This window comes from Pseudomonas sp. Z1-12 (assembly GCF_051132015.1).
Classification (GTDB): domain Bacteria; phylum Pseudomonadota; class Gammaproteobacteria; order Pseudomonadales; family Pseudomonadaceae; genus Aquipseudomonas; species Aquipseudomonas zanjanensis.
In genome coordinates, this window is sequence record NZ_CP071647.1 from 4,837,597 (window position 1) to 4,851,316 (window position 13,720).

13 protein-coding genes are annotated in these 13,720 nt (G+C 61.2%); 3 read left to right on the top strand and 10 right to left on the bottom strand.

The genetic code is table 11. The annotated features are described in order from the left end of the window. The 3 genes from J3P85_RS20815 to J3P85_RS20825 form a co-directional block, all read right to left on the bottom strand. Positions 1-825, bottom strand: coding sequence for a substrate-binding periplasmic protein (locus J3P85_RS20815; RefSeq protein WP_434703298.1), 825 nt, complete (start codon positions 823-825; stop codon positions 1-3). 76 nt (positions 826-901) lie between these two features. Next, entirely contained in the window at positions 902-1,831 is a 930-nt protein-coding gene (locus tag J3P85_RS20820; protein ID WP_434703300.1) for an electron transfer flavoprotein subunit alpha/FixB family protein, read from the bottom strand. A gap of 2 nt (positions 1,832-1,833) precedes the next feature. After that, positions 1,834-2,583, bottom strand: a complete 750-nt coding sequence (locus J3P85_RS20825; protein ID WP_434703302.1) for an electron transfer flavoprotein subunit beta/FixA family protein — start codon at positions 2,581-2,583, stop codon at positions 1,834-1,836. Positions 2,584-3,127: 544 nt separating this feature from the next. Here J3P85_RS20825 and J3P85_RS20830 point away from each other — a divergent pair. Then, the gene (locus J3P85_RS20830) at positions 3,128-4,792 is read left to right on the top strand and encodes an electron transfer flavoprotein-ubiquinone oxidoreductase (protein WP_434703303.1); all 1,665 of its coding nucleotides are present in this window, start codon (positions 3,128-3,130) and stop codon (positions 4,790-4,792) included. A 183-nt stretch (positions 4,793-4,975) separates the two neighbouring features. Here the strand turns inward: J3P85_RS20830 and J3P85_RS20835 are convergent, their stop codons facing one another. Continuing rightward, the gene (locus tag J3P85_RS20835) at positions 4,976-5,866 is read right to left on the bottom strand and encodes an AraC family transcriptional regulator (RefSeq protein WP_186730202.1); all 891 of its coding nucleotides are present in this window, start codon (positions 5,864-5,866) and stop codon (positions 4,976-4,978) included. A gap of 180 nt (positions 5,867-6,046) precedes the next feature. On the opposite strand from J3P85_RS20835, the gene J3P85_RS20840 reads away from it, so the two are divergent. Further along, on the top strand, positions 6,047-7,099 hold the full coding sequence (locus tag J3P85_RS20840) for an NAD(P)-dependent alcohol dehydrogenase (protein ID WP_434703304.1): 1,053 nt from the start codon (positions 6,047-6,049) through the stop codon (positions 7,097-7,099). Positions 7,100-7,105: 6 nt separating this feature from the next. On the opposite strand, the gene J3P85_RS20845 is transcribed toward J3P85_RS20840, so the two are convergent. The 5 genes from J3P85_RS20845 to J3P85_RS20865 all read right to left on the bottom strand — a co-directional run bounded on the left by J3P85_RS20845 (position 7,106) and on the right by J3P85_RS20865 (position 12,333). Next, positions 7,106-7,909, bottom strand: coding sequence for an IclR family transcriptional regulator (locus J3P85_RS20845; RefSeq protein ID WP_013693986.1), 804 nt, complete (start codon positions 7,907-7,909; stop codon positions 7,106-7,108). Between the two features lie 59 nt (positions 7,910-7,968). Next, on the bottom strand, positions 7,969-9,279 hold the full coding sequence (locus tag J3P85_RS20850) for an MFS transporter (protein ID WP_434703305.1): 1,311 nt from the start codon (positions 9,277-9,279) through the stop codon (positions 7,969-7,971). Between the two features lie 235 nt (positions 9,280-9,514). Continuing rightward, positions 9,515-10,663, bottom strand: a complete 1,149-nt coding sequence (dgoD, locus tag J3P85_RS20855) for a galactonate dehydratase (RefSeq protein ID WP_186707213.1) — start codon at positions 10,661-10,663, stop codon at positions 9,515-9,517. Positions 10,664-10,712: 49 nt separating this feature from the next. Continuing rightward, positions 10,713-11,333, bottom strand: a complete 621-nt coding sequence (locus J3P85_RS20860; protein WP_434703306.1) for a 2-dehydro-3-deoxy-6-phosphogalactonate aldolase — start codon at positions 11,331-11,333, stop codon at positions 10,713-10,715. 19 nt (positions 11,334-11,352) lie between these two features. Beyond that, positions 11,353-12,333, bottom strand: coding sequence for a 2-dehydro-3-deoxygalactonokinase (locus tag J3P85_RS20865; protein ID WP_434703307.1), 981 nt, complete (start codon positions 12,331-12,333; stop codon positions 11,353-11,355). Between the two features lie 186 nt (positions 12,334-12,519). Here J3P85_RS20865 and J3P85_RS20870 point away from each other — a divergent pair, with 186 nt between their 5' ends. Further along, positions 12,520-13,152 (top strand): glutathione S-transferase family protein, encoded by a 633-nt coding sequence (locus tag J3P85_RS20870; protein WP_434703308.1) that lies wholly within the window; start codon positions 12,520-12,522, stop codon positions 13,150-13,152. On the opposite strand, the gene J3P85_RS20875 is transcribed toward J3P85_RS20870, so the two are convergent. Further along, entirely contained in the window at positions 13,153-13,635 is a 483-nt protein-coding gene (locus tag J3P85_RS20875; RefSeq protein WP_434703309.1) for a GNAT family N-acetyltransferase, read from the bottom strand. Positions 13,636-13,720 lie beyond the last annotated feature (85 nt).

Consider the following 13,720-nt stretch of genomic DNA (forward strand, 5'->3'; position numbering starts at 1 on the left):
CTACTGTTTGGGGGCACTGACAGGTGGCTGCAACTGTGTGTTCCAACGCTCGAGATTGCGCTGCAACACAGCCTCTGTCAGACCGGACGCGGCCAATTCTGTCATCTTTTGCGCCAGCTGTCCGCGTAACCATGGGTCATTGCAGGCGGAGTTATGGGAAACCGCGAGGAACAGCCCGGGCCTGTCCACCGGTTGCGATGCGGCTTGCAGGTCGCTGGCCATCCCCAGTGTCTGCGCCATCGCCAGGCCCGAATAGCGCCCTGCCAGAACATATTCCACCTCTCCCAACAGCAATTTCTGAAAGGCCTGGGTCAGGTTGGGCGTGCGCACCAGGGATAATTTCTGCTCGGCAAAGACGCCAAATCCTTGGGTCATGCGAGACTTTTCCGACAATGCGCCGGAGTGACCGTGAAGATCTTCGGGCTGGTTGATGACCAGGCTCGAGTCCTTGCGTGTCCAGACCAGGTAATCGTTTTCCAGCAAGGGCGGATGAACGTAATCCAACGCGTCAAGCCCGGTGGCGGTCAGCGGAGCGTCGGTGAGCAGGTCCATGCGCCCACTGCGCACTTCGTCCAGCGCCTGGGCGCGCTTGCCGGCATACAGCAGTTCGATTTTGATCCCCAGCTCCGCCGCGACGTGCGCCAGCAGATCGGCACCGGCACCGATCAGGTGCTTGGGGTCTTGAGGGTCTTGCCAGAGGTAAGGCGGTGCGTCCGGGCTGCCGGTGGCGATCAGTCGTTCACATTTGCCGGCGGCGAAAGACAGGCCCGGCACGAACGCCAACGCCCACAGCAACGACCAGCCGGTCAAGCGACGCAGATCCATGGCGATAAGCTCCTCTGATGCGGAAAATAAAAAGCCCGGCCAAAGGGCCGGGCTCTTTATAAGTGAAGACGCCGGATTAGACCAGCTTCTCCAGCTCAGGGATGGCTTCGAACAAGTCCGCTACCAGGCCATAGTCGGCCACCTGGAAGATCGGCGCTTCTTCATCCTTGTTGATCGCAACGATCACCTTGGAGTCTTTCATGCCGGCCAGGTGCTGGATCGCGCCAGAGATACCGACGGCGATGTACAGCTGTGGCGCAACGATCTTGCCGGTCTGGCCGACCTGCATGTCGTTCGGCACGAAACCGGCGTCGACCGCGGCGCGGGAAGCACCGACGGCGGCGCCCAGCTTGTCGGCCAGGGCGTACAGGTGCTTGAAGTTGTCACCGTTCTGCATGCCGCGACCGCCGGAAACGACGATCTTGGCAGCGGTCAGTTCAGGACGGTCGGACTTGGCCAGTTCTTCGTTGACGAAACTGGAGATGCCCGCGTCGTGAGCAGCGCCTACGGCTTCAACGGCAGCCGAGCCACCTTCGGCGGCAACCGGGTCGAAACCGGTGGCACGGACGGTGATGACCTTGATCGCAGCGGTCGATTGCACGGTGGCAATGGCGTTGCCGGCGTAGATCGGACGCTTGAAGGTGTCAGCGCTTTCTACCGAGATGATCTCGGAGATCTGGTCGACGTCCAGTGCGGCAGCAACGCGCGGCAGGATGTTTTTGCCGTTCGAGGTGGCGGCAGCCAGGATGTGGCTGTAGCCCTTGCCCAGCTCAGCTACCAGCGGCGCAACGTTTTCCGGCAACTGGTGAGCGTAGGCGGCGTTGTCGGCCGACAGCACTTTTACCACGCCAGCGATTTTCGCAGCGGCTTCGGCAACGGCGCTTGCGCCCTGCCCAGCCACCAGGACGTGCACGTCACCACCGATTTTGGCAGCGGCTGCAACGGTGTTCAGCGTGGCCGGAGCCAGCGCCTTGTTATCGTGTTCGGCGATTACCAAGATAGTCATAGTCAGATTACCTTCGCTTCGTTTTTCAGTTTCTCGACCAGTTCAGCCACCGACTTGACCTTGATGCCCGCGCTGCGTGCAGCCGGCGCTTCGACTTTGACGGTCCTGTTGGTGGAGGCGGTGGAAACACCCAAAGCATCCGGAGTCAGCACTTCAAGCGGCTTCTTCTTGGCTTTCATGATGTTTGGCAACGACGCATAGCGCGGCTCGTTCAAACGCAGGTCGGTGGTGACGATGGCCGGCAGTTTCAGGGAAACGGTCTGCGCGCCGCCGTCGATCTCGCGGGTCACGGCAACGCTGTCGCCGGACACTTCGACTTTGGACGCGAAGGTGCCCTGACCGTAGCCGCTCAATGCCGCGAGCATCTGGCCGGTCTGGTTGTTGTCGCTGTCGATGGCCTGTTTGCCGAGGATCACCAGCGATGGCTGTTCCTTGTCAACGACGGCCTTGAGCAGCTTGGCCACGGCCAGGGAGGTCAGGTCTTCGGCGGATTCGACGAGGATGGCGCGATCGGCACCCAGGGCCAGCGCGGTGCGCAGTTGTTCCTGGGCGGTGGTCGGGCCGATGGAGACGACGACGATTTCCGTTGCCACGCCTTTCTCTTTCAGGCGGACGGCTTCTTCCACGGCGATTTCGCAGAAGGGGTTCATCGACATCTTGACGTTGGCGAGGTCGACGCCGGAGTTGTCCGCCTTGACGCGAACCTTGACGTTATAGTCGACCACTCGTTTGACAGCTACAAGAACCTTCATGGATTCCTCGTTACTCTCCGGTGAAAAAAAGTCGCCTAGGCGAACCTGGCGGTTGATGCTCATGGGCGCAAGGGCACCTCTAAAAACGCCGGCATGAACCACACATGACCCAGCTCACGGGAGTGAAGACCATTCGTCAGTGATGACCGATGAGTCATTCATTATCGCGGCGTGTAAACTGCGCCTCAGAACCACGCAATACGTCACTTTGTGCTGCCTTCGCCCTGTCTTTAGAGGTGCTCTTGGAACCAACAGTCAGCCTACGGCGAGCGCAAAACCGCCCGTATCTTGACCGGAACGCCTATTCCGGTCAATACGGCAAAATGGTCAGTCATAAGCCGTACGTCAGTGATTTATCTGGGCTGCGGCAATTTCAAACAAACGTTTGTATTGGACCCTGAGAGTGGTGTAGATATAATGCGCCGCTTAAGAGAGACCCGTGTTTCATCCATTGCCGCTTTCGTCGCTTTTCGCGAAGGAAACAACGGATGCAACGCCAAACCTCCAATTAGAAAAACTGTGAGCCTTGAGTAGGAGATAGCCTGTGGAACGCGAATACATGGAATTCGACGTGGTCATCGTCGGTGCCGGCCCCGCTGGCCTGTCTGCCGCTTGCCGACTGAAACAGAAGGCCGCCGAAGCCGGTAAGGAAATCAGCGTCTGCGTGGTCGAAAAAGGTTCCGAAGTCGGCGCGCACATCCTCTCCGGCGCGGTGTTCGAGCCCCGCGCCTTGAATGAGCTGTTCCCGGACTGGAAAGAACTCGGCGCACCGTTGAACACGCCCGTCGTACGCGATGACATTTATGTCCTGAGAAACGCCGAGGCCGCGAGCAAAATCCCTGACTTCTTTGTGCCCAAGACCATGCACAACGAAGGCAACTATATTATTTCGCTGGGCAACCTGTGCCGCTGGCTGGCCCAGCAAGCCGAGAACCTGGGCGTGGAAATCTACCCGGGCTTCGCCGCCCAGGAAGCGCTATTCGACGAAAACGGCGTGGTTCGCGGAATCATCACCGGCGACTTGGGTGTCGACCGCGAAGGCAATCCAAAGGAAGGCCTCTACACCCCCGGCATGGAATTGCGTGGCAAATACACGCTATTCGCCGAAGGCTGCCGTGGGCACATCGGCAAGCAACTGATCAAGCGCTTCAACCTGGACAGCGAGGCCGACGCCCAGCACTACGGCATCGGCCTGAAGGAAATCTGGGAAATCGACCCGGCCAAGCATCAACCCGGCCTGGTGGTGCACACTGCTGGCTGGCCGCTGGACATCATGGGCACCGAGAACACCGGCGGTTCCTTCCTCTATCACCTGGAAAACAACCAGGTGGTGGTCGGCCTGATTATCGACCTGTCCTACAGCAACACCTTCCTGTCGCCGTTCGACGAGTTCCAGCGCCTCAAGCACCACCCGGTGCTCAAGCAGTACCTGGAAGGCGGCAAGCGCGTCAGCTACGGCGCCCGTGCCATCTGCAAGGGCGGCCTGAACTCGCTGCCGAAAATGGTCTTCAAGGGCGGTGCGCTGATCGGTTGCGACCTTGGCACCCTGAACTTCGCCAAGATCAAGGGCAGCCACACCGCCATGAAATCCGGCATGCTCGCCGCCGAGGCCGTGGCCGATCGCCTGTTCGCCGAGTCCGAAGGCGGTGATGAACTGACCGCCTACGTCGACAGCTTCAAGAACAGCTGGCTATACGAAGAGTTGTTCGCCAGCCGCAACTTCGGTGCAGCGATTCACAAGTTCGGCGCGATCATGGGTGGCGGTTTCAACTGGCTCGACCAGAACATCTTCGGCGGCAAGATTCCGTTCACCCTGCATGACAACAAGCCCGACTACGCGTGCCTGAAACTGGCGGCCGATTGCAAGAAGATCGACTACCCGAAACCAGACGGCAAGATCAGCTTCGACAAACTCAGCTCGGTGTTCATCTCCGGTACCAACCACGAAGAAGAACAACCCTGCCACCTGAAGCTGACCGACCCGAGCATCCCGATCAGCAAGAACCTGCCGTTGTACGATGAACCGGCCCAGCGCTACTGCCCGGCTGGCGTGTACGAAGTGGTCACCAAGGAAGACGGCGAGAAGCGCTTCCAGATCAACGCCCAGAACTGCGTCCACTGCAAGACCTGCGACATCAAGGACCCTGCGCAGAACATCACCTGGGTATCGCCGGAAGGCGCTGGCGGGCCGACTTACCCGAACATGTAAGCCGATACGCCGAACATCGAGGCTCCCGCAATGGGGGCCTTTTTGTTGCCCCCGATTCAAAAAACACCGCAACCCCATGTGGGAGCGAGCTTGCTCGCGATAGCGATTGTTCATTCAACAAAGATGTCGACTGATACACCGCTATCGCGAGCAAGCTCGCTCCCACAAGGGACATTCAAAAGCTCAGGCCGCGCGCTCTTCCCCGGGATTGCGCTCGAAGTAGCGCTTGTATTCGCGACTGAACTGCGACGGGCTCTGATACCCCACCTGGTGCGCGACGTGGGCCACACTCATGCCCTCGCACATCAGCAGGCGCTGGGCCTTGAGCAGGCGCAACCGCTTGAGGTATTGCACCGGCGACAGCAAGGTGCTGCGCTTGAAATGCTCATGGAAGGTCGAAGCGCTCATGTTCGCGCAACTGGCCAAGGTCTCGACGTTCAGCGGTTCGGTGAAATGCGCATGCAGATGGCTCAGGGCCGCGGCAATCCGGGCGAACTGGCCTTGCTGCTCCACCAGCGCCCGCAGCACATCAGCCTGGGGACCGCGCAACGCGACGAACAGCAACTCCCGCAACCGTGCCTGGCCCATGACTTGGCACTCCAGCGGATCGTGCAGGCAGCGCAACAAGCGTTCGACACACCCACGCATGGCGTCATCGAGCACAGCGCAGGTCATGGATTCCGGTGTCTGGGGCGGCAGATTCCGCCCTGGCATCAACCCCATGGAAAGCACCAATTCCCCCAACATCGCCCGGTCGATCGCAACGGAAACGCCATACAGCGGAGCATTGGGCATGGCGTAGGTTTCGCATTCGAACGGCACCGGCAAGGCCTGGATCAGATAATGCCCGGCGCCATATTCCATTGTGCGTGGCCCCAGGTAGGCCAGTTTGCTGCCTTGGGCAATGATCACCAGGCTCGGTTCGTAGAGCTGCGGGCCACGAGCGACGTCCTGGCTGGCACGCAGCGCGTGCACGCCAGGCAGTCGCGTAGGGACGAAACCGTCGCGGGTCGCCAAGGGTTCTATCAGTGAAACCAGCGTGGCGTTGGCATCGAGATGGCGGGTCAACAACATGGTCGAAAACTTCACGGAAAATGGGATGAAACCATCATCGCAGGTCTGGCGTCACATGGAATCAAATCCTGGCCAACGCCGGAGGATTAGGCATGACAGGCGGAGGAATCGCCATCGCCGCCTGCCGCCATGACTCCCAGAATGGATTCCCTCACCGTTCACTGCTCAGCGAGGTCCATCATGTACACAGCCATCGGCTACGCCGCCCAATCAGCCACCACTCCCCTCGCCCCCATGAAGTTCGAGCGTCGCAGCCCGCGAGCCGACGATGTGGCGATCGATATTCTCTACTGCGGGGTCTGCCACTCCGACATCCACCAGGCCCGCAATGAATGGGGCATTGCCGTCTACCCGCTGATGCCCGGCCACGAAATCATCGGAAAGGTCACCGCCGTCGGTGCGAATGTTACCGCTCACAAAGTCGGCGACTTGGTCGGTGTGGGCTGTATGGTCGACTCATGCCGCGAGTGCGAAGCCTGCCGGGCTAACTTGGAGCAATACTGCTTCGAAGGCATGACCCAGACCTACGCCAGCCCGGACCGGGTCAGCGGTGGCCACACCATGGGCGGTTATTCCGACAGCATCGTGGTCAGCGAGCACTTTGTGCTGCGCATCCCGCAAACACTCGACCCAGCCAGCGCTGCGCCGCTGCTGTGCGCCGGCATCACCACTTATTCGCCCCTCAAACACTACGGCGTGAAGGCTGGCGACAAGGTCGGCGTGCTGGGCATGGGCGGCCTGGGCCACATGGGCATCAAGTTCGCCAAGGCCATGGGCGCAGAAGTGACGTTGTTCACCCGCTCGGCGAGCAAGGCTGAAGAAGCCCGTCGTCAGGGCGCGGACCATGTGATCGTGTCCACCGACGCCGAACAGATGGCGGCTGCCGCCGGACGTTTCAATTTCCTGCTGGACACCATCCCGGTGCAGCACGACCTCAATCCCTACCTCGACACGCTGCATTTCGACGGTGTACACATCATCGTGGGCCTGGTCGAGCCGGTCGACCCACCGGTACACGCGGCAAAGCTGATCATGGGTCGCCGAGTGCTGGCCGGCTCGCTGATCGGCGGTATCGCAGAAACCCAGGAAATGCTGGATTTCTGCGCCGAGCACGACATCAGTTGCGACATTGAAATGCTCGACATCCGCCAGATCAACGAGGCCTACAGCCGCATGATCGCCGGGGATGTGAAGTACCGCTTCGTCATCGACATGGCGACGCTCAAGGCCTGACGCTCGTCAGACCTTGGCGCCCAGCTCCGCCGACAGCCGGGCTGTGACCCCTTTGACCAGGGGAATCAGCTCGGCCATCTTCTCCAGCGGCATGTACGGCACGGTGCTGGCGATGCTGATACCGGCGACGATGCGCTTGCCGGCGTCTCGAATCGGCGCCGCCACACAGCGAATCGACGGTTCGTTGTCTTCCAGGTCGAAGGCATAGCCCCCCGCCACGTATTCCACCATCCGTTGCTGGAACTGTTCCCAGGATTGCTCCTGATGCTGGGGCCAGAACTGATTTTTCCCTCCCGCCGGCAGGCTGATTTCATACAGCCGCTTCCATTGTTCCTGAGAATCATCGAGCATCAGCGCCTTGCCGATCCCGGTGCGTGCCAACGGCATGCGATGGCCTACGCGCGAGCGCATCTCCGGGCCGTTGCGCCCCGGATTCTTCAACAGGTACAAGACTTCGTCGCCCTCGCGAATCGCCAGGTGAACGGTGTCCCCGGTCAGCGCCGACAGCTCGTCCAGGTACGGCCCCGCCAGGCTCACCAGGGGCAGCTCTTCCCGGGCCTGGAAACCCAGTTCGATCAACTTCGGCCCCAGCAAATAACCCACTTGCGGCACCACGCGCAGGTAACGCTCGTCCACCAGGCAACTGGCCAGGCGATGGGTGGTGCTGCGGGTGGTGCCGATCAGCCGGGCGATTTCCTTCAAGTCGCGGGCGCCACTGGCGACCGCCTGGACCACGCCCAGGCCACGCAGCAATGTCTGCGTGCCGGTAGGCGCGGCGTCCTTGGTGATTTTTGGATCGTCTTGCTGCATAGCCGACCTTCAACAGTGAGCGGGGAACGGGCGGCATTATGGTCGCCCGCCCCGTCGGACTACAACTCGATGCGCTCGACCTTCCCGACCAGCAGGATGTAGGACAGCGCGCCAGCCAATGCCAGGACAGCGATATAGGTAATGGCCGGGGCAAACGAATCGCCGCTGGCGAGGAAGCCAATGACAATCGGCGTGGCGATGGCCGCCAGGTTACCGATGAAGTTGAACACCCCGCCGGTCAACCCGAGCAATCGCGCCGGTGCCAAGGTGGAAACCAGCGACCACGTGATCGACGCCAGGCCATTGCCGAAGAACGCCAGGGCCAGGAAGGCGATCACCAGCGGCGTCGATTCGACATAGTTGGCACCAATGATCGCCGTGGAGATCAACAGCCCACCAATGATCGGCAGTTTGCGGGCAAAGCCCACCGTGGCGCCGCGGCGAATCAGCCAGTCGGAGAAGAACCCGGAGCACAGCACGCCGACAAACGCCGCGAGGAACGGCAACGACGCCAGCAAGCCAGACTTGATGAAGTCCATGCCGCGATATTTCACCAGGTAGGTTGGAAACCACGTCAGGAAAAACCACAGCGTGGAGTTGAGGCAGAACTGCCCCAGGTAGATGCCCCACAACTTGCGTTGGGTCAGGACGATGCCCAGGTCGGTCCAGCTGAACTTGGCCTTGACCTTGGCGGTCTCGGCCTGGATGTCCACCAGCCCGCCGCCTTCGCGGATCAGCTCGATTTCGGCGGTGTTGGCGCCTTTGAAATCCCGCGGCTCGCGATACACCGCGTACCAGATCACTGCCCAGAGAATGCCCACCGCGCCTGTGGCGACAAACACCATGTGCCAACCGAAGGTGTGTTGCAGCCAAGCCAATACCGGGGTCAGGAAAGCCAGCCCGACGAATTGCCCGGACGTGTAGAAACCGATGGCCGTGGCCCGCTCGCGCTCGGGAAACCAGGTCGTCACCACGCGGCTGTTGATTGGATAGGCCGGCGCTTCCAAGGCACCGACGGCCATGCGCAGCACGAACAACGCGATGAAACTGGAGACGAACCCCAGCATCACCGTAGCCACCGACCACAGCAGCAACGCCACGCTGTAGAGGATGCGCGGCGGCACCCGGTCCACCAGCCAGCCGCCGGGAATCTGCATGGCGGCGTAGGTCCAGCCGAACGCGGAGAAAATCAGCCCGACGTGGATCGGGTCGATGCCCAGGTCACTGGTCAGCGCGGGGGCGGCAATCGAGAGGTTACTGCGGTCCAGGTAATTGATCACCACGGTGATGAACAGCAGGACCATGATGAAAAAACGCTTGCGGCTAGGCGTCACCAACGACGCCTGCGCGCTCAGGGTGTGCGCTTGCATGTGAGGTGCCTCTTTTTATGTTTATTGAGGAACGGGCGTACCGAAGAAGATCTCCCTGCCTGCGAAGATCAAACTGTGGGAGCGAGCTTGCTCGCGATGACGGTGTATCAGTTGGCGCATGTGTGACTGAAACATTGCCATCGCGAGCAAGCTCGCTCCCACAGGGGGTCTGTGGCGCTCATGGGCTTTGCATTCACCACAGGCCCACAGGGATCTTGGGTGGGTCAGGCGTGACTCACCACTCGGCAAAACTGCCATCGGCATGGCGCCAGATCGGGTTGCGCCAGCGGTGGCCGATGGCCGCGCGTTCGATGACGTATTCCTCGTTGATCTCGATGCCCAGGCCCGGGCCGTTCGGGATCTTCACGAAGCCCTTGTCGTAGTCGAACACCTGCGGATCCTTGATGTAATCCAGCAGGTCGTTGCTCTCGTTGTAGTGGATGCCCAGGCTCTGCTCCTGGATGAACGCGTTGTAGCAGACCGCGTCCAGTTGCAGGCACGCCGCCAGGGCGATGGGACCCAGCGGGCAGTGCAGCGCCAGCGCCACGTCGTAGGCCTCGGCCATGTTGGCGATCTTGCGGGTTTCGGTGATGCCGCCGGCGTGGGACGCATCTGGCTGGATGATGTCCACGTAGCCTTCGCTGAGTACGCGCTTGAAGTCCCAGCGCGAGAACAACCGCTCGCCGAGGGCAATCGGGGTGCTGGTCAGCGGCGCCAATTCCTTGAGGGCTTCGTAGTTTTCGCTGAGTACCGGCTCTTCGATAAACATCAGTTTGTAAGGGTCGAGTTCCTTCATCAGCACCTTGGCCATCGGCTTGTGCACGCGGCCGTGGAAGTCCACGCCAATACCGACGTTCGGCCCGACCGCATCGCGCACCGCCGCCACGTTGGCCAGGGCCAGGTCGACTTTTTCGAAGGTGTCGAGAAACTGCAACTCTTCGGTGCCATTCATTTTCACCGCGGTGAAGCCCCGCCCTACAGCCTCTTTCGCCGCGCGGGCGGTGTCCGCTGGCCGGTCGCCGCCGATCCACGAATACACACGGATCTTGTCCCGCACCTGGCCGCCCAGCAAATCGCTGACCGACACACCGAGGGCCTTGCCCTTGATGTCCCACAACGCCTGGTCGATACCGGCCAGGGCGCTCATGTGGATGGCGCCGCCGCGGTAGAAGCCGCCGCGATAGAGCACGGTCCAGATGTCTTCGATGTTGCGTGGGTCTTTGCCGATCAGGTAGTCGGACAATTCCTCGACAGCCGCCGCCACCGTGTGGGCACGGCCCTCGACCACGGGCTCGCCCCAACCGGTCACGCCCTCGTCGGTTTCGACCTTGAGGAAGCACCAGCGCGGCGGAACGATAAACGTGGTCAGCTTGGTAATTTTCATCTTGTTGTCTCTCTTGTCAGATGCAGCGCGCGGGGCGCTGGAAAAATCTTCAGTTCAAGGCATTCCATGCGGCCACGTAGGCCTTGGCGCGTACCGCCACTTCATCCACTGTCAGGCCCGGCTTGAACAGCCCGGAACCGAGGCCGAAACCCTTGACGCCGGCTTCGACGAACACCGCCATGTTGTCCGGCGTAATCCCGCCCACCGGCACCAGCACGGTCCCGGCCGGCAACACCGCGAGCCAGGCCTTGACCACCGCCGGGCCCATTTGCTCGGCGGGAAACATCTTCAGTACGTGGGCGCCTTCGGCCAGCGCGGCAAAGGCTTCGGTGGGCGTGGCGACGCCGGGCGACAGGTACAAGCCCGCCGCTTTCGCCGCACGCAGCACCTTCGGGTCGCTGTGGGGCATGACGATCACTTGGCCGCCAGCGGCTTTCACCTGCCCGACCTGTTCCGGCGTGAGCACGGTGCCGGCACCGATCAGGCAATCGGCGGGCAAGGTACTGCGCAGGATGCGGATACTTTCGTACGGTTCGGGGGAATTGAGCGGCACTTCGATGACACGAAATCCGGCGCTGTACAGGACCTCGCCGATGGCCGCCGCCTCTTCGGGACGCAAGCCACGCAGGATCGCGATCAACCCGTTGTGCGCCAGTGCTTGTGTGAGCATGTCAGACCTCCAGTCAGGTTCAGGGGGCGGTGGAATCGAGCAACCCGGCCGCCACGGCCAGTTGCCACAAACCGCGTTCGGTGGCCTGTTCGGCCAGGACCACCCGGGCGAAGCCGCAGGCGTCGAGGGCCCGTTGATAACGGACACAGAGTTGGGAGTTGCCGATCAGCACCACCGTCGGCAGGTGCAGGCTGTCGCGGCGACGGCGCTGCACTTCGGCCAGCGCCGCCAGCTCATGGCCGATCAACAGGCCCGAGAGGTAATCCGCCTGGGCACTGGCCACCAACTCGCCGGTCAAGCCCAGGCTGCGGGCGCTGAACACGGTGGACAACGGGCCGATCTGGCCGTCCACCGACAGCGCCACCTGCACGCCACGGTCAAAGGCCACGCCATCGAAGGTCGTCCCCCGTTGCTGGGTGCGGCCGAGAATGCTGTGGTCACTGAGGACGGCGAAGATCTCGCCGGTCATGAAGGTATCGAAATGCACAATGCAGCCATCGGCCACTTCCACCCATTTCGAATGACTGCCAGGCAGGCCGATCAGCACCGCTTCATCCGGCAGGCTGTGCAAGGCACCGAGCACTTGGGTTTCTTCGCCGCGCATGACATTGGGCAAACGTGAACGCTGGATCACGCCGGGCACGATGTGCACATCGACGCCGCGAAGGCTGCGAACGGTTTGTAGGGAATGTCCGAGATTGGCAACGTTGGCGGGTGTGTCGCAGTAAGGCGCTTCTCGCCAGCCCTGAGCACTGCCCACCATGCCGCAGGCAATCACAGGCAAGCCCGGTTGAGCATCGAGCCAGTCGCCGCAGGCCTCGTCGAAGGCCAGCTCGAAACCGTCGATGCAGACCCGGCCGGCCACGGTTCGTGGCCCGGAGGGCAACTGCATGATCCCCGTCGACAGCGAACGCTGCTCGAGCACCTCGCCACCGGCTGCGAGTTTGTAAGCCCGTAATGAGGTGGTCCCCCAATCGAGCGCGATCAATTGCGCCTGCATCCGCTTCACCTGTTTTGTTTTTTGGCAGTGAGTGGAACGGACTATAAACCTGGGAGGGATACAATCTCAATATATAAATATCACTCCCACATATTGGGATCACGACGATAACGGCAAAACCGTCGCCATCCATCCAAGACCCTGCTACGTTTCTGAACGGACGCCAGACAACTCAGGGAAAAAGTGATGGAACAATTGCTGAAAATCCTCGGTCGCACTTCCTCGATCAACGTCAGAAAAGTGTTATGGACCTGCCAGGAACTGGACATCGCCTACGAACGCGAAGACTGGGGTATCGGCTTTGCCTCGACCCACGACCCGGCATTCCTGGCGTTGAATCCCAATGCCCAGGTACCGGTGATCATCGATGAGAACGGTGTGCTCTGGGAGTCGAACACCATTTGCCGCTATCTGGTGGGTAAGCATGGACGCGACGATCTGCTGCCTGTCGAGCCTGCCGCCCGGGCGCGCATTGAACAGTGGATGGACTGGCAAGCCACCGAGCTCAATCCGTCGTGGGGCGATGCGTTTTACGGACTGGTGCGCAAACACCCGGATTTCCAGGACCCCCAACTCATCGCCGCCGGCGTCAAAGGCTGGAACGAAAAAATGGGATTACTGGAACAACAGCTGAAACACACCGGCGCTTACGTGGCCGGCGCGGACTTTTCTCTCGCCGACGTGCTCATTGGCCTGTCCGCACACCGCTGGCGCCAGACACCGATGGAACGCCCGGACTATCCAGCGGTAGCCGCCTATTGCAAGCGACTCGAACAGCGCCCCGGATTTGTCGAGTACGCGTCCGACTCATACGCGTGATCAATTGCCGTTGGCAAAATCCCGCAGTACCTTGCCATCCATTCGGTAGCGCACCCATTCCTCCTGGGGTTGCGCGCCGAGGGATTTATAGAAATCGATGGCCGGCGTGTTCCAGTCCAGCACGCTCCATTCGAAGCGGCCGCAATCGTTGTCGCAGGCGATCTTCGCCAGGTGGCGCAACAGGGTCTTCCCTGCCCCGCCACCGCGCTGCTCCGGCGTGATGTAAAGGTCTTCGAGGTACAGGCAGTTGCTGCCCAGCCAGGTGGAATAGCTGAAGAAAAACACCGCGAAACCGATCGGCACGCCGTCACGCAGGCAGATCAGGCCGTGGGCGGTCGCGCCTTCGCTGAACAGGCTGCGCTCGATGTCGGTCACACTGGCGATGACTTCGTGGCGGGCTTTTTCGTAATCGGCCAACTCGGTAATGAAGGCAAGGATTTGAGGCGCATCGCTGGGTTGCGCAGGACGGATCTCGATCGACATGAACAGGCCTTGTAGCCAATTGAAAGCGCCATACTAAGCCGCTGCGCGGCGCTCGTCACATACCGATCCAACTATTTGATCGCGG

What these genes read in the sequence shown, in the direction of transcription:
- J3P85_RS20815 (WP_434703298.1), bottom strand. Translation starts at nt 825, where the DNA reads ATGGATCTGCGTCGCTTGACCGGCTGGTCGTTGCTGTGGGCGTTGGCG.
- J3P85_RS20820 (WP_434703300.1), bottom strand. Translation starts at nt 1,831, where the DNA reads ATGACTATCTTGGTAATCGCCGAACACGATAACAAGGCGCTGGCTCCG.
- J3P85_RS20825 (WP_434703302.1), bottom strand. Translation starts at nt 2,583, where the DNA reads ATGAAGGTTCTTGTAGCTGTCAAACGAGTGGTCGACTATAACGTCAAG.
- J3P85_RS20835 (WP_186730202.1), bottom strand. Translation starts at nt 5,866, where the DNA reads ATGTTGTTGACCCGCCATCTCGATGCCAACGCCACGCTGGTTTCACTG.
- J3P85_RS20840 (WP_434703304.1), top strand. Translation starts at nt 6,047, where the DNA reads ATGTACACAGCCATCGGCTACGCCGCCCAATCAGCCACCACTCCCCTC.
- J3P85_RS20845 (WP_013693986.1), bottom strand. Translation starts at nt 7,909, where the DNA reads ATGCAGCAAGACGATCCAAAAATCACCAAGGACGCCGCGCCTACCGGC.
- J3P85_RS20850 (WP_434703305.1), bottom strand. Translation starts at nt 9,279, where the DNA reads ATGCAAGCGCACACCCTGAGCGCGCAGGCGTCGTTGGTGACGCCTAGC.
- dgoD (WP_186707213.1), bottom strand. Translation starts at nt 10,663, where the DNA reads ATGAAAATTACCAAGCTGACCACGTTTATCGTTCCGCCGCGCTGGTGC.
- J3P85_RS20860 (WP_434703306.1), bottom strand. Translation starts at nt 11,333, where the DNA reads ATGCTCACACAAGCACTGGCGCACAACGGGTTGATCGCGATCCTGCGT.
- J3P85_RS20865 (WP_434703307.1), bottom strand. Translation starts at nt 12,333, where the DNA reads ATGCAGGCGCAATTGATCGCGCTCGATTGGGGGACCACCTCATTACGG.
- J3P85_RS20870 (WP_434703308.1), top strand. Translation starts at nt 12,520, where the DNA reads ATGGAACAATTGCTGAAAATCCTCGGTCGCACTTCCTCGATCAACGTC.
- J3P85_RS20875 (WP_434703309.1), bottom strand. Translation starts at nt 13,635, where the DNA reads ATGTCGATCGAGATCCGTCCTGCGCAACCCAGCGATGCGCCTCAAATC.